Source organism: Hyphomonas oceanitis (assembly GCF_036964545.1).
In the GTDB taxonomy this organism is placed as follows: domain Bacteria; phylum Pseudomonadota; class Alphaproteobacteria; order Caulobacterales; family Hyphomonadaceae; genus Hyphomonas; species Hyphomonas oceanitis.
On sequence record NZ_JBALTL010000001.1, the window covers coordinates 609,991 to 629,640 of the forward strand.

The following is a 19,650-nucleotide window of genomic DNA, read 5'->3' on the forward strand; positions in this document are numbered from 1 at the left end:
ATCCAGGGTCGCGCGATGGAAAATACCGCCCTCATCTATCGCCGTTTTGGCCCACCATCTGAGGCACTGAAACTTGAGCGCCTGCCGCTCTCGCCGCGCCCGCCCCATCTGCTGCGCGTGAAGATGCAGATGGCCCCGGTCAATCCATCCGACCTGATACCCATCACCGGCGCCTATGCCCACCGCGTCAGCCCGCCCTTGGTCGCGGGTTATGAAGGCGTCGGCGAAGTCATCGCGGCGCCAGTGAGCCACGCGCATCTGATCGGCAAGCGCGTCCTCCCCCTTCGCGGACCTGGCACATGGCAAGCCTATGTCGACTGCGATCCTGACCTCGCCATACCCGTACCGCCCTCCATCGATAGCACCATCGCCGCCCGTGGTTATATCAATCCGCTTGCTGCCCAGCTGATGCTGGACGCATGGCCCGTGAAAGGCACCCATGTCATGCTCACGGCGGCTGGCTCAACCTGCGCCACACTGCTCGCGCAATGGGCCCTCGCAGCAGGCGCCAGCCGGGTGACCGGCGTTTATCGCGCGCCCGAGCACAAATCTGCGCTCACTCGCAGGGGCGTCGAAGCCATACAGCTCTGTGACGCAGATCAGCTTACGGCTGCTGCCGCCTCAGCTGACGTCACGTTTGATGCGCTTGGCGGCGAGCCCGGTTCGCTGATCCTTAAGGCCATGCCCGCAGACGCTGACTTTGTCAGCTACGGCCTGCTCACCGGCCAGCCCGTCCTGCCCGGCAACCCAAGGCCACGCGCCCATCACCGGCGTTTCCATATGCGCGACAGCCTCGCCGCGATGACGCCGCAGCAATGGCACGCCTGCTTCGACACGCTGTGGCCACGCCTGAACATTCCGGCGCTTCCAGCAATACGAGAAGTCAGATTAGAGGACTGGCAGGACGCCCTGGCTGGCTATGACCAACCGCGGCGCCCCAAACCTATCTTGATATTAGGCGACGCGGCCTAGCCTGCCAGCGCTGCTTTGACAGCTGCGATGGCCTCGTCCGCCTTGCTGGCATCCGGGCCGCCGGCCTGCGCCATGTCCGGACGGCCACCGCCGCCCTGACCGCCAAGGGCAGCCGCTGCGACCTTCACCAGATCAACTGCCGAGAACTTCGACGTCAGATCTGCCGTCACGCCAATCGCAACACCGGCCTTGCCATCAGCGACGCCGACAAAGGCCACGACGCCCGAGCCGATCTTGGCCTTGGCCTCATCGACCAGCGCGCGCAGGTCCTTGCCGCCCACGCCTTCAGCGACACGCGCGATAAGGTTGACGCCATTGATCACTTCCGGTCCGGCTGGCGCACTGCCACCGCCGCCCATGGCCAGCTTGCGCTTGGCCTCGGCCAGATCCTTCTCCAGCGAACGGCGCTCGTCCGTCAGCGCGCTGACCTTGCGCGGCACATCCTTCAGCGGCACTTTCAGGCTCTCGGCGAGATCCTCTGCAATGCGCGCGCGGCCTTTCAGATAGGCCAGCGCCTCAGCGCCTGTCGCAGCTTCGATACGGCGCACGCCAGCGGAGACGCCGCCCTCGGACGTTATCACGAATACGGCAATATCGCCCGTGCGCTCAACATGGATGCCGCCGCAAAGCTCAACCGAATAGGCCTTGCCTTCGCCCCGGCCCATGGAGAGGACGCGGACCTCGTCGCCATATTTCTCGCCGAACAGGGCAAGCGCTCCAGCCTCAATGGCCTTCTCCGGCGTGGTGACCTTGATCTCGGCGGCCGTGTTCTGGCGGATCACGGCATTCACCTGATCTTCGATTGCCTCGATCTGCGCGGCCGTCACCGGCGCGCCATGCGAGAAATCGAACCGCAGGCGATCGGCTTCGACGAGCGAGCCCTTCTGCGTCACATGCTCGCCGAGCACATTGCGCAGCGCCGCATGCAGGAGGTGCGTGGCCGAGTGATTGGCCATCACGGCCTTGCGGCGCACAGCGTCGACATGCAGCTTCGCATTCGCGCCAAGTTTGGCGGAGCCGCTGACAAGTTCACCGACATGCACGTGCACATCGCCGGCGCGCTTCTGCACGTCGCGCACGATGAAGCGCGCGCCGCCATCGAATGTGATTTCGCCATGGTCGCCAGCCTGGCCGCCGCTTTCGGCATAGAAAGGCGTTGCGTCGAACACGAGTTCGGCCGCGCCGGGCTCCAGCGTATCGACCAGTGCGCCGCCAGCCGCGATGGCGACAAGCTTGCCTTGACCTTCGGTCGCCGCATAACCGCCGAATTTCGAGGCGCCGGATTTGTCGCGCACGGCAAACCAGATGTCATCCGTCGCCGTATCGCCAGAGGTAAAGCCCGCGCTCCGCGAGCCCTCGCGCTGGACGTCCATGGCCGCATCAAAGGCATCGGTATCTACCGACATGCCGCGCGAGCGCAGGATGTCCTGCGTCAGGTCGAGCGGGAAGCCGAACGTATCATAAAGACGGAAGGCGGTCTCGCCGGGAAGCGCGTCACCCGCGCCGAGGCCGGTCGTTGCCTCATCCAGCAACGACAGGCCACGGCCCAGCGTGCGCTGGAAACGGCCCTCTTCCTGCTCAAGCGCGGATTCAATCGCGGCCTTGGCGCGGCCGAGTTCGGGATAGGCCTTGCCCATCTCGCCGATCAGGGCGGGCGTCAGGCGATGCATCATCGGCTCACGCGCCCCAAGCAGGTGCCCGTGGCGCATCGCGCGGCGCATGATGCGGCGTAGCACATAGCCGCGCCCTTCATTGGAGGGCAGCACGCCATCCGCGATCAGGAAGGCCGACGTACGCAAATGGTCTGCGATGACGCGGAACGAGGCGAGATGGTCGCCTTCGGCCTTGGCGCCGTAGAGGTCTTCCTCGGCCTTGATCAGGTTGGCGAAGAGGTCGATCTCGTAATTGTTGTGAACGCCCTGCAGGACCGCCGCGATACGCTCCAGCCCCATGCCCGTATCGATCGATGGCTTGGGTAGCGACGTGCGCGAGCCGTCGGCCGACTGTTCGAACTGCATGAAGACCAGGTTCCAGATCTCGATAAATCGGTCACCATCCTCGTCCGGGCTGCCGGGAGGGCCACCTGGAATCTTGTCTCCGTGATCGTAGAAGATTTCCGAACAAGGTCCGCATGGGCCGGTATCGCCCATGGACCAGAAATTGTCCGACGTGGCGATACGGATGATCCGGTCGTCCGGCAGGCCAGCAATCTTCTTCCAGAGAGCCGCTGCCTCGTCATCCTCGGCATAGACGGTTACGAGCAGGCGTTTGGGATCAAGACCGAACTCTTTCGTGACCAGGTCCCAGCCATACTGGATCGCCTGTTCCTTGAAATAGTCGCCAAAGGAGAAGTTGCCGAGCATTTCGAAGAAGGTGTGGTGGCGCGCGGTATAGCCGACATTGTCGAGGTCATTATGCTTACCACCGGCCCGGACACATTTCTGCGAGGTCGTCGCCCGGGGCGCAAACGGCGTCTCGGCGCCGGTAAAAATGTTCTTGAATGGCACCATGCCGGCATTGACGAACAGCAGGGTCGGATCGTTCTGAGGCACGAGCGGCGCCGAGGCACGGCGCGTATGGCCCTGCTTCTCGAAGAAGGAGAGGAAGGATTCGCGGATATCGTTCACGCCAGTCATGGGCAGGGTCCTAGCCGTATGTATTCATGTGCGGCGAGGGTTGTCCCACACCGGCTCCAACCGGCGATATAAAGGTCCCTTTGCGGCGCGCCAAGCCGGGTGCGCCACAAAGGGACAAGTTCAGGTACAAGACCTGGCTGCAAACAGGAGATGAAAAGCCCGAATTCGGCCGTTCAGATGCCAATTGGCGGGCAAGTATCAGCCTTCGGCGGCATCCGGCTCGATATCATCATCCTTGTCGGCTTCCATGCCGGCCGTAAGGAGCTCATCGGCGAGAAGGCCTGCATTGCGGCGAATCGAATCCTCGATCTCGTCAGCAATGGCCGGGTTTTCCTTCAGGAAGGTCCGCGTCTTCTCGCGGCCCTGACCCATCCGTTCACCTTTGTAGGAATACCAGGACCCGGCCTTCTCGACGACTTCGGCCTTGACGCCGAGATCGATCAGCTCACCAGTCTTGGAGATGCCTTCGCCATAGATGATGTCGAATTCGACCTGCCGGAAAGGCGGAGCCACCTTGTTCTTGACGACCTTGACGCGGGTCTGGTTACCGATGACCTCGTCCCGTTCCTTGATCTGGCCAATACGGCGGATGTCGAGGCGGACGGAGGCATAGAATTTCAGGGCGTTACCACCGGATGTGGTCTCCGGGCTGCCGAACATGACGCCGATCTTCATGCGGATCTGGTTGATGAAGATGACGGTACATTTCGATTTGGAGATCGAACCGGTCAGCTTGCGCAGCGCCTGGCTCATCAGGCGAGCCTGCAGGCCGGGAAGGGAATCGCCCATCTCGCCTTCAAGTTCGGCACGCGGTGTCAGCGCAGCGACGGAGTCGATGACGAGGAGTTCAACGGCGCCCGAGCGGACCAGCGTGTCGGCAATTTCCAGCGCCTGTTCGCCTGTATCCGGTTGCGAGATCAGCAGGTCGTCGAGATCGACGCCCAGCTTGCCAGCATAGACCGGGTCCAGCGCGTGCTCAGCATCGATAAAGGCACAGACGCCACCATTCTTCTGGGCTTCAGCCACACAATGCAGGGCCAGTGTCGTTTTGCCCGAGCTTTCCGGACCATAGACCTCGATGATCCGCCCGCGCGGTATGCCGCCAATGCCGAGCGCAATGTCGAGCCCCAGCGAACCGGTCGACACCGCTTCAATATCCATCACTTTCCGGTCGCCCAGTCGCATGACCGAGCCCTTGCCGAAAGAGCGCTCAATATTGCTTAGAGCCGTTTCAAGAGCCTTTTGCTTATCCACACCGGATTCCTTGTCCACAAGTTGTAGCGCTGGTTTGGCCATGAGTCGTCTCCTTAGGTCCACTATGGGGGTCAGTTTGGCAAGGCCCCCTATTGCCTTCCATATTTTGGATGTACCATATTTGTTCTCTGGAACAAAGCGGAAACTTTCTGTTCTCCGCACCTTTTCTTTTCCGCCCGGATCAGGCATGATTGCAGAATGCTGACACGTTCCAACCGCCAAGCGGGCGAAGCACGGCTTCGCTATCTCGATGCAGATATCCAGGTGCTCGCGCCCGGCGATTTTGTTGTGTGTGCCGTCACGGGTCGCAAGATTCCACTGCAGGCGCTGCGCTATTGGAGCGTTGACCGGCAGGAGCCCTATTGGGATGCCGCCGCCGCTGGCACGCGCATGATCCCCGCCAAGGGATGATGCTGCGGGAAATCCTGCTAACCCTTGTCATCTGCACGGGCGCGTGTGCGCAGGTGCCCGGTGAAGACCCCATTGCCACACCTCAGCCCGCAACACCTGTCTGCGACGGCGCGCTGACTCAGGGCGGGCTCGTCATCTGCCATGGCGCCCCGGGCGAAACATTCGCGGTTGCGGGAGTCAAACAGGTGGCCGATGCCGCTGGCTCTGCCCAGTTTGGCATCAGCTCCAAGGCACCAGCGGTCATCGGCTGGACAGCCTCTGACGGCTCCTATGGTGATCTTGCCATTGCCGAACGTCATGACGAGTTCCGCACCATCAAGGGCTTTGACTGCGACAAGGTTGATGCCCGCTCGCCCGAGCAGAAGGCGCATGCCGCCCGCTCGTGGCAGATCAAGCAGGACGCATTTGCCACATTCCATCCCGGCGCCGGAGCGCTTCATGGCTTTATCAAGCCGACCGAGGCGCCTGCCTCCTCGCCTTTTGGGCCGACGCGGAAATATATCGGCGTATCAAACGTGACCGGCAAGCCGTGCGAATCGACCTCTGTCCATCAGGGCTATGACATGGCGGCGCCCATCGGCACGCCGGTTGTTGCGCCCGCCGACGGTACGATCATCCTTGCTGATCCGGACCTCTATTACGAAGGCGGCGCAATCTTCCTCGATCATGGCCACGGGCTGACATCCGTTTTCATGCACCTTTCTGAAGTGGACGTTAAACCGGGTGATGTGGTCAAGCAGGGCGACCTGATCGCGAAGACCGGCAATTCCGGACGCACGACCGGGCCGCACCTGCACTGGGCTGTCAAATGGCGCAACGCCCAGAGCGATGCGCGCGGCGGGGACTTCTATATCGACCCGGCGCTGCTGCTGGACTTGCCGGTGAGCGATCCGCAATGACAGCCTATGTGGCGCTCCTGCGGGCCGTGAATGTCGGCGGCACGGGCAAGCTGGCAATGACGGAACTGGCCGCCATGTGCGCGGATGCGGGGTTCACGAGCGTTAAAACCTATATTGCCAGCGGCAATGTCGTGTTCCGGTCAGACCTGCCGGAAGCGAAAGTCCGGGCGGCTTTGGACCAGCGGCTGGAAGCCTATGCCGGCAAGCCTGTCGGCGTCTTCGTGCGCACGGCCAAGGAAATGGCGGCGGTGCGCGACAATAATCCTTTCGCCAATGAGCCAGGCAATCGGGTCGTCGCGATCTTCCTTGAAGCCGCGCCCCATGCCGATGCCCTGGAGGGCCTGAAGCACCAGACCGCTGAAGTCCTGAAGCCAGGCACACGGGAACTCTATGTCTTCTATCCGGATGGCCAAGGCCAATCGAAACTCCAGATCCCGTCAGCCAGATCCGGTACAGCGCGGAACATGAACACGGTGGCGAAGCTTGCCGACATGGCGGCAGCGCTCAGTCCGTAAGCCAGACCACGTCCGTTGCCCCTACAAAGCGGGCCATGCGGGCCAGCTCTGCGTCCAGCTTCGCCTGCCGCGCATCGGTCCATTTCACGCCCGGCTCGGGCCAGAGATTATGGACGCTGAGTTCGCCCTTGTCCCGGTCTGACTTCACCTCAATCCGCCCGACGAAACGATCACCCTCCAGCAGCGGATAAACGTAATAGCCCCACTGGCGCTTGGCCGCAGGCACGAAAATCTCGATGCGGTATTCAAAGCCGAACAGGCGCGTCAGGCGATTGCGATCACGGACGACGGGGTCGAACGGGTTGAGGATGCGCAGGCGTGAGGTGGGCGCTTGGGCGTGCTGCAGACGGGTCTCGATATCTGTCGGGGCGAGCGCGGCCGTCCACTGGCCGTCCGCGCATTCCACCTCGACCGGCACCAGCTCTTCAGGATTCGCAAGGGTCCAGGCCTTCACCTCCGCCAAGTCCGCCGCCGACCAGAAGCGCTGGATGTCGCCCACCGTGCCGAAGGCTAACCGGGCGAGCGCCTCACGGCAGAGCCAGTCCAACTGGGCGTCATCGGCATGCACTACATCTCTCAGGTCCTGCGGGATCACGCGGTGCGTCAGGTCATAATGTTTGGTGAAGTTCTCGCGGTGCGAGGTCGAGAGGTCGCCGACATACCACATATAATCGAGCGCCAGCTTGTGAGGTGGACGGCGCCACATCTCGCGGGGGCCTTCAATCTTGGTGTCGAAGGCCTTGGTGCTGAGCGGGCCTTCGGCTGCGATGCGCGCTTTGATATCTTCGCGCCCGGCCGCGTCCAGCATGGTGCGATACCATTGAGAGCGTTCGAAACGTGCTTCCATGCGGCGGAACTGGCGGCGCCACATGGGATAGAATTCCATCGGGATGAGCGAGGCATCGTGCGTGAAATGCTCGAACACATGCCGATCGCGCGCGAGGCATTTTTCCAGCATGGGCTCGCGATAGTTCTGGTTGCGACTCCAGAGGATATGGTCGTGGGCGCGGGCAACGACGCGGATCGTGTCGAGCTGGACGAAGCCGAGGCGGCGAATAATGCCCGGCAAGTCAAGCGGGCCGGTCGGCGCGGCGGACAGGCCCTGGGCTTCCAGCCACAGCCGCCGCGCATCCCGGTTGGAAATCCTCAGCGCCACGAACTCAGCCTAGGGAATGAGAACCGTCGCGCCCGTCGTCTTGCCGCTTTCGAGCGCGCGATGGGCGTCAGCGACATCCACGAGCGGGAATCTCTGACCGATTTCGGCCTTGATTGTTCCTGACTGAAGCGCAGCAAAGAGCAACTTCGCCCCACGTGCCAAAGCGTCCGGCGTATCGATGAAGTGAAACAGACCGGGCCGCGTCATAACCAGCGAACCGCCCGCTGAGAGGCGCGCTGGCGCGATAGGGTCGACCGGCCCTGACGCGTTGCCATACGACACGAACCAGCCGCGCTTCTTGAGGCTCGATAGCGAGGCGTCTGCGCTTATCTTGCCAACACTGTCGAGCGCCATGTCGACGCCCTTGCCATCGGTCAGGGCTCTCACCTGTTCGGCGACATTGTCATAACCGATGATCACATCGCTGGCGCCAGAGGCGCGGGCAAGCTCGGCCTTCTTCTCGGACGAGGTGACAGCGATAACGCGTGCGCCGAGGCTGGCCGCCCATGGCACGAGCAGGCTGCCGACGCCGCCGACCGGTGCCCAGACGAGCAGCGTATCGCCTTTCTGGACCGCGCGGATTTCGAACAGCAACATCCAGGCGGTCAGGCCTTTCAGCATGACCGCGGCGGCGTCCTCGTCGGTGATGCCATCGGGAAGTTTGAAGAGGCTACCAGCTGGCGCAGTCAAGTGCGTGGCATAGGCACCCGAGGCCACATAGCCGACCCGGTCTCCGACCTTCACATTGGTGACGCCTTCGCCCACGGCCTCGACCAGACCAGCGCCTTCGCTGCCGGGCGTGAAAGGAAACTTCGCGGGATAGAGGCCGGTGCGATAATAGGTGTCGATGAAATTGAGGCCGACGGCTGTCTGGCGCACCAAAGCCTGACCGGGGCCTGGCTGTTTAGGCTCGAACGCTTCCTTCTTCAGGACGTCCGGTCCGCCGGTTTCATGGATCCGGATTGCATAGGGCTCTGACATTCAATGATCTCCGTTTTCCGGTGCGGTCTTGCGCACGCGTATATTGAGCAGCTCAACCGCCAGCGAGAAGGCGATAGCAAAATAGAGGTAGCCCCGTGGTATGTGGAAGCCGAGGCCATCGGCCACAAGGGCCACTCCCACCAGAAGGATGAAGGACAAAGCGAGCATCTTGGTTGTCGGATGCACTGCGATGAATTTCGCAAGAGGGTCAGCCGCTATGGCCATGACAACGGTCGACAGGACGACCGCGCTGATCATCACGATGAGATCATCCGTCATGCCAACTGCCGTGATCACGCTGTCGAGCGAGAAGACGAAGTTGATGACGAAAAGCTGGATGATAACCGCAGTAAAGCCGCTTTTGGCGTCTGTCTCTTCATGCCCCGTGCCCTCGACGGCGGAATGGATTTCCTGCGTGCCCTTCCATAGCAGGAAGAGACCGCCAGCCAGCAGGATCAGGTCCTTTATCGTCACGTCCTCGACATGATGCATCAGGGCCTCGTCACCGCCGGATACCATGACCGCGATGGCATGCGGCAGATGGAACAAGGCATTCTTGTCGAGCCCGATGATAACGAAGATGAGCCCCAGCATGGCAATGCGCAGGAACATGGCCCCCCATATGCCGACGCGGGTGGCTTGCGCCTTCTGCTTTCCCTGAAGCTTGCCGGTGGCGATGGAGATGAAGAGCAGATTGTCGATACCGAGCACGACCTCAAGGAAGGTCAGCGTGGCGAGACTGCCCCAGAAGGCGGGAGAGGCGAGTAATTCAGTCATGTGCGTAGGAATCCTCATGGCGGGCGGGGGAGAGACTGCAATGAATAGGAGCGTGGGGTTTATAGCAAGGCCGACTCGCGCTGGACTCTTGCGATGCGCACAATGACCCTTCTGACCTGCGGTGTCGACGAAGCTGGCCGTGGCCCGTGGGCCGGCCCGGTGACGGCTGGCGCCGTGGTGCTGGACCCGGCACGCCCGATTGAAGGCCTGACGGATTCAAAGGCATTGAAGGAATCTCAGCGCGATGCGCTGGCACCGCTGATCCGCGAACGCGCGGCGGCCTTTTGCGTGGCGCATGCCAGTGTTGAAGAGATCGACCGCCTGAATATTCGCGAGGCGACCTTCCTTGCAATGTCGCGCGCCATCGAAGGGGTTGCCAGGCAGTGCCAGCTCGGGATGATCCTGATCGATGGCAACGCCTTGCCGAAGGACCTGCCCTGCGAGGCGCGCGCGATCATCAAGGGCGATCTCACCGAACCGGCAATTTCGGCCGCGTCGATCCTCGCCAAGACCAAGCGTGATGCGCTGATGAAAGATATGGACGCGGTGCATCCCGGTTATGGCTTCGCCCGGCACAAGGGCTATGGCACCGCTGCCCATGCCGAGGCGCTGCAACGGCTTGGACCGTGTGTGCATCACCGCACAAGCTTCCGGCCCATACGTGAGCTGATCGCCAGCCGGGCCGCGCAAGTCACGCGGTAAGCAGCTCGACCGAGACAGCCTGATTGATCAGGTCGCAACTCCCCGATGTGGTGAGAAATGCGATATCGGCAGCGTCGCGGCCCGTTGCAACGCGCACCAGATTCTCGACGGGCACAAGCCGCGTCGCATCAACCAGCCACCAGACGCTGTCCAGATAGACTTCGAAAACGGCGTGGAAGTCCGGCGGGTTGAGCTGCCAGCCATAGGCGCTGACGGCGCGGGCCGGTACATTCAGGGCACGGCAGATGCTGATACCAAGATGTGTGAAGTCGCGGCAAATGCCGGCGCGATCAACGAACGTGTTCTCAGCTGTGGTGCCGCCATGGCTGGAGCCCGGCACATAGTCGACATGATTGTAGATCCAGTCGAGCACGGCGAGGACCTGTGTGCCACCCGGGGCGAGGTCGCCGAACTCACGATGCGCAAAGGACATGAACTTGTCGGACGGGCAGTAACGGCTCGGCAGCAGGTATTCGAGCACAGGCGGCGGCAGTTCGAGCCAGGGCTCAAGCCTTGCATTCGGCGAAAGGAGCCGGGGCTTGGCATTGTCTACGGTCGCTTCGTAGACGATGCTGGTCTCGCCTTCGAACGCAGCGCGGAAACGGCGCTCGCCATGATGATCGGCCATGTCCTGCAGGATCGGACCGTCCGGAGAGATGGTGAGGCTTTCAGACAGGATGGCCTGATCAGGCGTTCGGGCGACATGGATCGCGACGATGGCCTGAGTATCCTGCGGGAAAGCGTAGACGAGTTCAGACCTGACGCGGAGTTTCAATGGGGTATCCTGACCTGAGGGGTTCACGAGCGCTACGCGCAGCCTGTGGCGCGGTTCCTGTCATGCTAGGCTGCGCGGCGCTAGTGATCGTTGCCAGATCGCGCCCTTTCCCCACCGGCGGCAAACCGTTAATCCTGCATTAACCACGCATGTTTCAGGTTGCCGCTTTGGGGACGGAGACGAATCGCATGCTGTTTTTGTTTGGCTGGCACACGTGGCTGGGCGAATCGGGACGCCCGTATCGCTTCAAGATTACACTGACGCCAAAGGGCCTGCCCGAAGGTGGCGGCATCTATGTCTTTGTCCAGCGCCGTTTCGTCTTCTTCCTGTTCCCGCTCTATATCGGCAAGGCGACGAACTTCCGCTCGCGCCTGATCGGGCATGAGCGCTGGTGGGAGGCCTGGTGGAAACGCGGGGCCACCGAGCGCCACGTGCTGGTGATCAAGAAGGGTGCTGACCGCGCCCGCGTGGAAGAAGACCTGATCCGGCGCTACCAGCCGCGTATGAACGACGTACTTGTGCCGCGCCATGCCAATGATGGCCCGAACAATGTGCGCCTGCGCCGCTGGTGGAAATTCAAGCGGATGTTCCGGATTCCGTTTTTGGGCTGATGCGCCCGCGACGCCTGTGAGGGCGCTTGGAGGGTGTATTTCCTGTTTTGAGAGTTGATTCCGGGTCAGGTGTCCGGGATTGGTCCAACACATCCGAATTCCCGGCGAACGCCGGGATCTCTTGCAGTTTGTTCTGAAGCCATCGCCTGAGGCCCCGGCGTTCGCCGGGGACACGGATGTGGGGTGGGCATTTCCACCATCAAAGCCGTGTTGAAACTGTGGGACAGCTGGATCGGAACCCACGGATGCTTCGGGGTCGCACACATGTCATCGGACAGGCGGATCAGGTCGACGCGGCCATGCCGGGTCACAGCCCAATGCATCTCTGACTCAGGCCCGCAATTGGCGTAGAACCAGGACTGCAGGCGCCGGATCTGGACATAGATCAGCGGCCAGACAGGCAACAGGTACCAAGGCAGGCCCCGCATGGGGCGGAAGAGGCTGTAGTGCGGCATCGGCGCCATTATACGCCGGGCTGGTTTGGGGTTGGATAAGTGGGGCCGCACTGCGCGATTGATTCCCGCCCCTCTCCCGTGGCAAAGCTGGCCGTCATGGCTGATACGATCCCTCCCCTTGCCCCGCCTTTGTTTGCCGATGCGCCCAGCTCGGTGAATTTCAAGAAGCTGCGCAAGCGGCTGGTGCGCGGCGCGCTGAAAGCCGTGGACGATTTCGGCATGGTCGACCGGCGGGCGGTGGATGCAGGCGAGAAGCCGCGCCCGAAATGGCTGGTCTGCCTGTCAGGTGGCAAGGATTCCTATGGCCTGCTGGCCGTTCTGATGGATTTGCAATGGCAGGGCGCCCTGCCGGTGGACCTCGTCGCCTGCAACCTTGACCAAGGCCAACCGGGCTTTCCAAAGCACGTGCTGCCGGACTGGCTGGACACGACGGGCGTTAAATACCGGATCGAGACCGAAGACACCTATTCCATCGTGACCGAGAAGGTGGAGGCCGGGCGCACCTATTGTTCCATGTGCTCGCGTCTGCGCCGGGGCATTCTCTACCGCATCGCGCGAGAGGAAGGCTGTGAGGCCATCGTGCTGGGCCATCACCGCGACGACGCGCTGGAGACGTTCATGATGAACTTCATCCATGGCGGTCGCATGGCAGCGATGCCGCCGAAACTGCTGAATGACGAGGGCGACTGTTTCGTGCTGCGCCCGTTGATAACCGCGGCAGAGGACGACCTTGCGAAATTTGCCGAGGCCATGAGCTTCCCGATTATTCCGTGCAACCTGTGCGGCAGCCAGGACGGGCTGCAGCGCGTGGCGATGAAACAGATGCTGGACGAATGGGAACGCAAGAAGCCCGGTGTACGGCAGGTGATGGCGCATGCCCTCGCCACCGTTCGGCCCAGCCATTTGCACGACCCGCGCGTGTTCGACTTTGCCGGGCTGGAAATCGGCGGCACAGGCGAGACCGACCCGAACGTGCCGTTCTAGGCGTCGGCTGCTTCGGTGCGCCGCCCTGATTTGCGCAAAATTTTTGCAACAGAATCCCCCGGCGCTCAAACAAGGCGCTAGGAAGGCTTTATAACGCCCCAAGCTCTCTCTCGCCTCGCGCCCGGCTGCAAGCTCTGTGACAAGCGGCCAAGAAAAATGCGCCGGACACCCATCCGGCGGTGGGGGGAGGATCACCTTTGTTGCGTATAGCCCTTGCGGCCGGACTGGCCCTGTCCGGCGCGGCAGCCGGATTTGCCGATGAACAGGCCCCCCGCGATTTCCAGACCTATAAGCCGACCGTCAAGCCGACGCGGATCGAGAAGTCCGAGGCACCGCGTATTGATGGAAAGCTGGACGATGCTGTCTGGACCAAGGCGGCCGAGATTTCCGAGTTCTACGAGGTCGAGCCGACCGTTGGCCCGCCCAGCGTCGAGACGCGCGTCTACATGGCCTATGACGAGGACGCGCTCTATGTGGCCATTCACGCCTATGATGATGAACCGGAAAAGATTTTCGCGACCATTCTGGAGCGCGACGGGGATGTCTGGCGCGATGACATGGTGCGCTTCTATATCGACCCGTTCGACACGGGGCTGAGCGGCTTTGGCTTCGATGTGAACGCACTTGGCGTGCGGGCCGAACGCCTGATTCAGGCCAATCGGCGCCCGGTTGATGAGTGGGACACGATCTGGGATGCGGCTGGAGAGGTCACCGATGATGGCTGGACGGCGGAATTCGTCATTCCCTTCCGCTCGCTGAGCTTTGAACCCGGCGGCGACGGATGGGGCCTGATGATCACCCGCGAGCGATCGCATGCGAGCGAGGAGATTCGCTGGGCCGCTATTGACCCATCCGTGAACAAGTTCGGCTTTTCGCGCGCGGGCCGGCTTGTCGGCATACATGACATCAATCAGGGCCACGGCGTGGAAGTGCAGCTGCAGGCGGGCCTGAGCGCCTCGCGCGACTGGGACCGACCGCGCGACGATGACCTGTCGATCGAGCCGAGCGCGAATATTTCCTACAAGATCACGCCCTCGCTGACCGGCCTGTTGACACTGAACACGGACTTTTCAGACACACCGCTCGATGACCGGCAGATCAATACGAGCCGCTTCTCACTCTTCTTCCCGGAAACGCGCGACTTCTTCCTGCAGGATGCGGCCTTTTTCGAATTTGCCGGGCAGACCTTCGGCTCCTCATCCAACAGCATCTCCGCCAATTCGAATACACCGAACGGGCAGCCCTTCTTTTCCCGGCGCATCGGTATCGTCAACGGCCAGCGCGTGACCGTGAAGGGCGGGGCCAAACTGAGCGGCGAAATTGGCGGCGTGCAGGTGGGCATGCTGACGGCGCAGACCGGCGAGGCGGCGGGCATTGATTCCCAGAACCTGTCAGTGGCCCGCGCGGCGATGGACATTTTCGGCGGCTCCCGTATCGGCGTCATCGCGACCAATGGCGACCCGACCGGCAGATCGGACAATTCACTGGCGGGGATCGACTATCTCTACCAGACGCCATCCTTCCTCGGCGGCGGGCGGCTGCAGGCCGACATGTTCTACCAGCGCTCTTTCTCGTCTCTGGTGGAAGATGATGATTCCTATGGCGTGCGGGTGGACTATCCGAATGATGCGCTCTCGTGGGTCGTCGAGGCGCGCGAGATCGGACAGGACTTCACGCCGGCGCTCGGCTTCGTGAACCGGCCCGGCACGCGGGATTATTCGGCCAGCTGGAACAGGCGGCTGCGCCAGTCCGGCGGCTGGATGCGCTGGTGGCAGTTCGGCACGCGGCACGAGTTCATTACCGACCTCGATGGCAATGAAGAGACGCGGACCAATGAGGTCGCGCTTGGCCTGCAGACCAAGTGGACGGACGACATCTCGTTCTTCCTGACGAACAATGAGGAGACGATCACCGCGCCGTTCAACCTGCCGGGCGGACTGGTCGTGCCGGTCGGCCAATACAATAATGACGGGGGCCGGGCGAAGCTGCAGTCATCGCTGGCGCGGCCCTATGGCACGGTGGCCGAGATACGCCATCGCAACTTCTATGGCGGCACGTCGACGAAATATTCGCTTGCGCTGAACATGCGGCCAAATGCGCGCGTGGACGTGCGGGCCTCCTATTCGCGCGAGGATATTTCAGTGCCGGCCGGTGAGGTGAGCGTGCAGATCGGCTCGATGGATACGGTCTTCAATTTCTCGCCCACGCTCTCAATGTCGACGCAAACGCAGTATGACAATATCTCCAACAGCCTGTCCTTCTTCGGGCGTCTGCAATGGGAAGTGCGTCCGGAAACGGAAGTCTTCCTCGCCCTCGGCCATGGCGCCATCATTGAGGGCGATGACTTCCGCGAGAATTTCCGCTCGGTGCAGACAAGCGCGATCCTGCGGTTCGGCAATACGTTCCGGTTCTGAGACCGCAAAAAAAAGGCGCGCAGGTTGCCCCGCGCGCCTCTTCTGATTTGTGATCCGTGAGGACCTATTTGCGCCAGACGGCGGCTAGGGCCGGATCTTCTTCCTCGCCGGTATACTTGGCGAGTTCGGCGCGGCCGACGACCATGTGGTGCACTTCGTCCGGACCGTCAGCGAGGCGCAGCGTACGCTGGCTCGTGTACATCTGGGCGAGCGGTGTCCATTGCGAGACGCCAGCGGCGCCGTGCATCTGGATGGCCTGATCGATGATCTGGCAGACGCGTTCCGGCACCATGGCCTTGACCATGGAGATCCAGACGCGGGCTTCGCGGTTGCCCAGAACGTCCATGGCTTTCGCCGCTTTCAGGACCATCATGCGCATGGCTTCGATCTCGATACGGGCACGCGAGATGATCTCGGTATTGCCGCCGAGCTTGACCAGCGGCTTGCCGAAGGCGGTGCGGGTCATGCCGCGTACGCACATCAGGTCAAGCGCGCGTTCGGCCTGGCCGATGGAGCGCATGCAGTGGTGGATGCGGCCTGGGCCGAGGCGGAGTTGCGAAATCTCGAAACCGCGACCTTCGCCGAGTAGCATGTTGTCCTTCGGAACGCGGACGTTCTCGAAGCGAAGGTGCATGTGGCCGTGCGGCGCATCAGGATCACCGAACACGTGCATCGGGCCGACAATCGTCACGCCGGGATGCGGCAGCGGCACCAGGATCTGGCTCTGCTGCTTGTTGGGCTCGGCGTTCGGGCTGGTCTTGACCATGGTGATCATGATCTTGCAGCGCGGGTCGCCGGCACCGGAGATGTAGAACTTCTCGCCGTTGAGGACCCATTCGTCGCCTTCGAGCACCGCGGTCATGGAGACGTTCTTGGCATCCGACGATGGCAGGCCCGGCTCGGTCATGGCGAAGGCGGAGCGGATCTTGCCTTCAAGCAGCGGCTTCAGCCACTTTTCCTTCTGGGCGGGCGTGCCGACGCGCTCAAGCACTTCCATGTTGCCGGTGTCTGGCGCCGAGCAGTTCATGGATTCAGACGCCATCGGGTTCTTGCCGAGTTCGGCAGCGATATAGGCATAGTCGAGGTTCGACAGGCCTTCGCCGGTTTCCGCGTCAGGCAGGAAGAAGTTCCAGAGGCCTTGCTTCTTGGCTTCGTCCTTGGCTTTTTCGAGGCATTCCAGCTGGCCGGGCGCGTAAGACCAGATGTCGGTCTTGCCCTCGCCGAGGCGATGGAATTCTTCGCTCATCGGGTTGACGGTTTCCTTGATGAACTTGCGGACGTGGTCGTAAAGCGGACGCGCCGCTTCGGACATCCGAAGGTCGTTCATGTCCGCACTGGCGTCCATTGTATGTTGGGTGTCTGGCATAATGTGTCTCTCTTCCTCTTTTCTAGTCTTTGATCTGTCTTACCATCCGGGGGCGTCTGCCGTCGACCGGATAAGCGATTGATGTCCTGGGTTTTATATTCGCGCAGGCTTCTCGCCTTGTGCTGCAAACCCGGATAGACCGCAGGCCATGAGCCTGATGACTGCCCTGATCATTCTCGTGACTGTTCTCGTCACGACATTCATCTCGGGCATATTCGGCATGGCTGGCGGCATTATTTTCATGGGCGTGCTGGCCGCGCTGCTGCCGGTCGCGACCGCCATGATCGTTCATGGAACGATCCAGATATTCTCGAACGGCTACCGCGCCTTCCTGTGGCGGGCGCATATCAACTGGACGATCTTTGGCCGCTATGCGCTGGGCTCGCTTGTTGCCGTCAGCCTCTTGTTCGCGCTGTCCTGGCGCCCGGATCATCAGACGGTCTATCTGATGCTGGGCCTGACGACGACGCTGGTCTGGCTGCCGAAATCCATTGTCGATCTCGATATCCAGAAGCGTTTCCAGGCTGAAGGCGCGGGCTTTGTCGTGCAGGCGCTCAACACGGTTGCGGGCGTTGCCGGGCCGCTGCTGGACCTGTTCTTCGTGCGCACCGACATGACGCGCCACCAGATTGTCGCGACCAAAGCGGTGACGCAGGTTCTGGCGCATTTCGTGAAGGTCGTGTTCTGGAGCGTGCCGGTGATCATGGCCGCTGGCACAGATGCCCTGCCCTCGGCCTGGCTGATCCTTGCGGCCATTCCACTGTCCATGCTGGGCACGACGCTGGGCGGCAAGGTGCTGGAGCGGATGACCGACGTGAACTTCAAGAAGGGCATGAAATATCTCGTCACCGCGATTGGCGCCGTGATGCTGATGAAGGCCGCAGGCTGGCTCTGAGGCTGCGCGCCTTGAGGCGTCAGTCAGCGTCATCGCGGCGTGCATTGGGTAAACTCCACTCATCTGAGTGTGTGTCTGCCGCATTGTAGACTATTCGGCAACTTTATCTTATGAAGCCCAATCATCACCAATAGTGATATTAGGGTCAGCCGCCATGAACCTGCGCACCATCGACCTCAACCTGTTGCCCGTGCTGGAGGCCGTCTATACCGAGCGTAGCCTGACGCGTGCGAGCGAGACCTTGCGCATCACCCAGCCGGCCGTCAGCAATGCGCTGGCCCGGCTGCGGGTGCATTTCGAAGATCCGTTATTCGTGCGCGAAGGGCGCGGCGTGAAACCGACGGCCATGGCCGAAGCGCTGATGCCAGCCGTACGTGACGCGCTCGACAGACTGCGCGCGGGGCTTGAATCCCGCTCGGTGTTCGAGCCTGCCCATTCGACGCGCGTGTTCAATATCTCGGCCCGCGATGCGGGCGCCTTCCTGATGGCCCCGGCGCTAGCCAAGCGGATGGAAACCGAGGCACCGGGCGTGCGCATCTCGTGGAGCCAGGTGAACCGGACGGCCATTTCGACCGAGCTGGCCTCCGGTCGTCTGGACCTCGCCATCGAGATTGACGGCCTGCGCGGCGCAGACCTTGAGCGCCAGCACCTGCTGGCGACGCCCTATGCCTGCGCCATCGCCAATGACCACCCGATGGCCGATCAGCCAATGACACAGGCACGCTTCCTGGAGCTGCGCCATATTGCCGTGTCCAGCCGACGCGAGGGGCGCTCCTATGTCGAGGAAATCGTGCGCGCGGCCGGGCACCGGATCACGCCCGTGCTGCGCCTGCCGCACTATATGCCCGCCATCGAGATCGTGCGGCAGACGCATCTCGCCGTCACGGCGCCGCTGCCGCTGGTCAAGCATGCGGGTGTCAGGGTGTTTGTCCTGCCCTTCGACTATCGCCCGCTCGACAGCGTGCTCTACTGGCGCCGGGAGAATGCCGAAGACCCGGCGCTGACCTGGCTGAAGGGCCTGCTGACCGAAATCGCCGGAACAGCCGAACAGGCTTGAACGCGCCCGCGCCGTGGGCTAGGGAGCGGCAGTCAATTGGGGAGTAGCCAGCCGGTGCGTGCACCGGGCCTCCATGTCAACATACTCGGCTGAGAGGCCGTGGTGTGGAGGGAGCGGGACACCGTTCGGGCGAGACCAATGACGTCGCATTCCTGTCCGGGCCGGGCATGGGGTGCAGCGTCATTGCGTCATCAAGTGCCCGGCCCGGAGACAATGCAATGGAAGCCCTCTTCACCTCTACCGCCGTCGTCGCGCTGGCCGAAATCGGCGACAAGACACAGCTGCTCGCGATCCTGCTGGCCACGCGCTTCAAGGCGCCATGGTCCATCGTGGCAGGTATCTTCGTCGCGACAATTGCCAACCACTTCCTGGCCGCGCTGGTCGGCTCGCAGGCCGCCGCCCTGCTGGACGGGCAATGGTTCCGCTACCTGATCGCCGCCTCGTTCATTGCCATGGCGCTTTGGACGCTGGTTCCGGACAAGGTGGACGATCTGGACGACAAACCGGCCCGCTTCGGCGCCTTTGTCACGACAGTTATCGCCTTCTTCCTGGTCGAGATGGGCGACAAGACACAGATCGCGACCATCGCGCTCGGCGCCCGTTTCGAGAACCTTGTCCTCGTCACCATGGGCACCACGCTCGGCATGATGATCGCCAATGTGCCGGCTGTGTTCCTCGGCCATGAACTGATCAAGCGCGTGCCGATGAACGTGGTGCGCATGATTGCGGCGCTCCTGTTCCTCGTGATCGGGCTCTGGCTGCTGGCACAGACGGCCGGAGTTGTCTGATG

At 62.2% G+C, this 19,650-nt stretch carries 19 protein-coding genes; 11 read left to right on the forward strand and 8 right to left on the reverse strand.

The genetic code is table 11. The features are described 5' to 3' along the window. Positions 1–15: 15 nt before the first annotated feature. A complete protein-coding gene (locus V7651_RS03070; RefSeq protein ID WP_335612110.1) occupies positions 16–972 on the forward strand; it encodes a zinc-dependent alcohol dehydrogenase family protein in 957 nt (318 codons plus the stop codon). Here the strand turns inward: V7651_RS03070 and alaS are convergent. Beyond that, positions 969–3,608: an alanine--tRNA ligase gene (gene alaS, locus V7651_RS03075; protein WP_335612111.1), complete on the reverse strand. Its 2,640-nt coding sequence runs from the start codon at positions 3,606–3,608 to the stop codon at positions 969–971. The two genes, V7651_RS03070 and alaS, sit on opposite strands and share 4 nt — an antisense overlap. 198 nt (positions 3,609–3,806) lie before the next feature. After that, positions 3,807–4,904, reverse strand: a complete 1,098-nt coding sequence (gene recA, locus V7651_RS03080; RefSeq protein ID WP_035535579.1) for a recombinase RecA — start codon at positions 4,902–4,904, stop codon at positions 3,807–3,809. A 156-nt stretch (positions 4,905–5,060) separates the two neighbouring features. Between recA and V7651_RS03085 the strand changes: the two genes are divergently transcribed. Genes V7651_RS03085 through V7651_RS03095 form a run of 3 tightly spaced genes read left to right on the forward strand, consistent with a single transcriptional unit; the run spans position 5,061 to position 6,687 of the window. Beyond that, a complete protein-coding gene (locus tag V7651_RS03085) occupies positions 5,061–5,273 on the forward strand; it encodes a DUF2093 domain-containing protein (protein ID WP_034735721.1) in 213 nt (70 codons plus the stop codon). Further along, the gene (locus V7651_RS03090; protein ID WP_335612112.1) at positions 5,270–6,172 is read left to right on the forward strand and encodes a M23 family metallopeptidase; all 903 of its coding nucleotides are present in this window, start codon (positions 5,270–5,272) and stop codon (positions 6,170–6,172) included. The genes V7651_RS03085 and V7651_RS03090 overlap by 4 nt, the downstream gene beginning before the upstream one ends. Next, positions 6,169–6,687: a DUF1697 domain-containing protein gene (locus tag V7651_RS03095; protein ID WP_335612113.1), complete on the forward strand. Its 519-nt coding sequence runs from the start codon at positions 6,169–6,171 to the stop codon at positions 6,685–6,687. Before V7651_RS03090 ends, V7651_RS03095 begins: the two co-directional genes overlap by 4 nt. Here the strand turns inward: V7651_RS03095 and V7651_RS03100 are convergent. The 3 genes from V7651_RS03100 to V7651_RS03110 are packed head-to-tail and all read right to left on the reverse strand — an operon-like array spanning position 6,677 to position 9,601. Beyond that, on the reverse strand, positions 6,677–7,843 hold the full coding sequence (locus V7651_RS03100) for a winged helix-turn-helix domain-containing protein (protein WP_335612114.1): 1,167 nt from the start codon (positions 7,841–7,843) through the stop codon (positions 6,677–6,679). The two genes, V7651_RS03095 and V7651_RS03100, sit on opposite strands and share 11 nt — an antisense overlap. A 9-nt stretch (positions 7,844–7,852) precedes the next feature. Next, positions 7,853–8,824 (reverse strand): quinone oxidoreductase family protein, encoded by a 972-nt coding sequence (locus V7651_RS03105; protein ID WP_335612115.1) that lies wholly within the window; start codon positions 8,822–8,824, stop codon positions 7,853–7,855. Beyond that, on the reverse strand, positions 8,825–9,601 hold the full coding sequence (locus tag V7651_RS03110; RefSeq protein ID WP_335612116.1) for a TerC family protein: 777 nt from the start codon (positions 9,599–9,601) through the stop codon (positions 8,825–8,827). Between the two features lie 93 nt (positions 9,602–9,694). On the opposite strand from V7651_RS03110, the gene V7651_RS03115 reads away from it, so the two are divergent. Continuing rightward, the gene (locus V7651_RS03115) at positions 9,695–10,303 is read left to right on the forward strand and encodes a ribonuclease HII (protein WP_335612117.1); all 609 of its coding nucleotides are present in this window, start codon (positions 9,695–9,697) and stop codon (positions 10,301–10,303) included. On the opposite strand, the gene V7651_RS03120 is transcribed toward V7651_RS03115, so the two are convergent. Further along, positions 10,293–11,078, reverse strand: a complete 786-nt coding sequence (locus V7651_RS03120; protein WP_335612118.1) for a transglutaminase-like domain-containing protein — start codon at positions 11,076–11,078, stop codon at positions 10,293–10,295. The two genes, V7651_RS03115 and V7651_RS03120, sit on opposite strands and share 11 nt — an antisense overlap. Before the next feature lie 188 nt (positions 11,079–11,266). On the opposite strand from V7651_RS03120, the gene V7651_RS03125 reads away from it, so the two are divergent. Beyond that, positions 11,267–11,689 carry a GIY-YIG nuclease family protein gene (locus V7651_RS03125; RefSeq protein WP_335591816.1) on the forward strand — a complete coding sequence of 141 codons (423 nt, stop codon included), beginning with the start codon at positions 11,267–11,269 and terminating at the stop codon, positions 11,687–11,689. 65 nt (positions 11,690–11,754) lie between these two features. On the opposite strand, the gene V7651_RS03130 is transcribed toward V7651_RS03125, so the two are convergent. Then, positions 11,755–12,153: a hypothetical protein gene (locus V7651_RS03130; protein WP_335612119.1), complete on the reverse strand. Its 399-nt coding sequence runs from the start codon at positions 12,151–12,153 to the stop codon at positions 11,755–11,757. Positions 12,154–12,240: 87 nt separating this feature from the next. On the opposite strand from V7651_RS03130, the gene ttcA reads away from it, so the two are divergent. Further along, the gene (ttcA, locus tag V7651_RS03135) at positions 12,241–13,128 is read left to right on the forward strand and encodes a tRNA 2-thiocytidine(32) synthetase TtcA (RefSeq protein ID WP_335612120.1); all 888 of its coding nucleotides are present in this window, start codon (positions 12,241–12,243) and stop codon (positions 13,126–13,128) included. Between the two features lie 200 nt (positions 13,129–13,328). Further along, the gene (locus tag V7651_RS03140) at positions 13,329–15,542 is read left to right on the forward strand and encodes a carbohydrate binding family 9 domain-containing protein (RefSeq protein ID WP_335612121.1); all 2,214 of its coding nucleotides are present in this window, start codon (positions 13,329–13,331) and stop codon (positions 15,540–15,542) included. A gap of 64 nt (positions 15,543–15,606) precedes the next feature. Here V7651_RS03140 and V7651_RS03145 read toward each other — a convergent pair whose 3' ends face one another. Then, positions 15,607–16,908: an acyl-CoA dehydrogenase family protein gene (locus V7651_RS03145; RefSeq protein WP_335612122.1), complete on the reverse strand. Its 1,302-nt coding sequence runs from the start codon at positions 16,906–16,908 to the stop codon at positions 15,607–15,609. 148 nt (positions 16,909–17,056) lie between these two features. Between V7651_RS03145 and V7651_RS03150 the strand changes: the two genes are divergently transcribed. From V7651_RS03150 to V7651_RS03160, 3 genes are all read left to right on the forward strand, one after another. After that, entirely contained in the window at positions 17,057–17,803 is a 747-nt protein-coding gene (locus V7651_RS03150; protein WP_335612123.1) for a sulfite exporter TauE/SafE family protein, read from the forward strand. Between the two features lie 154 nt (positions 17,804–17,957). Then, the gene (locus V7651_RS03155; RefSeq protein WP_335612124.1) at positions 17,958–18,860 is read left to right on the forward strand and encodes a LysR family transcriptional regulator; all 903 of its coding nucleotides are present in this window, start codon (positions 17,958–17,960) and stop codon (positions 18,858–18,860) included. A 218-nt stretch (positions 18,861–19,078) separates the two neighbouring features. Beyond that, positions 19,079–19,648, forward strand: coding sequence for a TMEM165/GDT1 family protein (locus V7651_RS03160; RefSeq protein ID WP_035535548.1), 570 nt, complete (start codon positions 19,079–19,081; stop codon positions 19,646–19,648). The last annotated feature ends 2 nt before the right edge of the window (positions 19,649–19,650 follow it).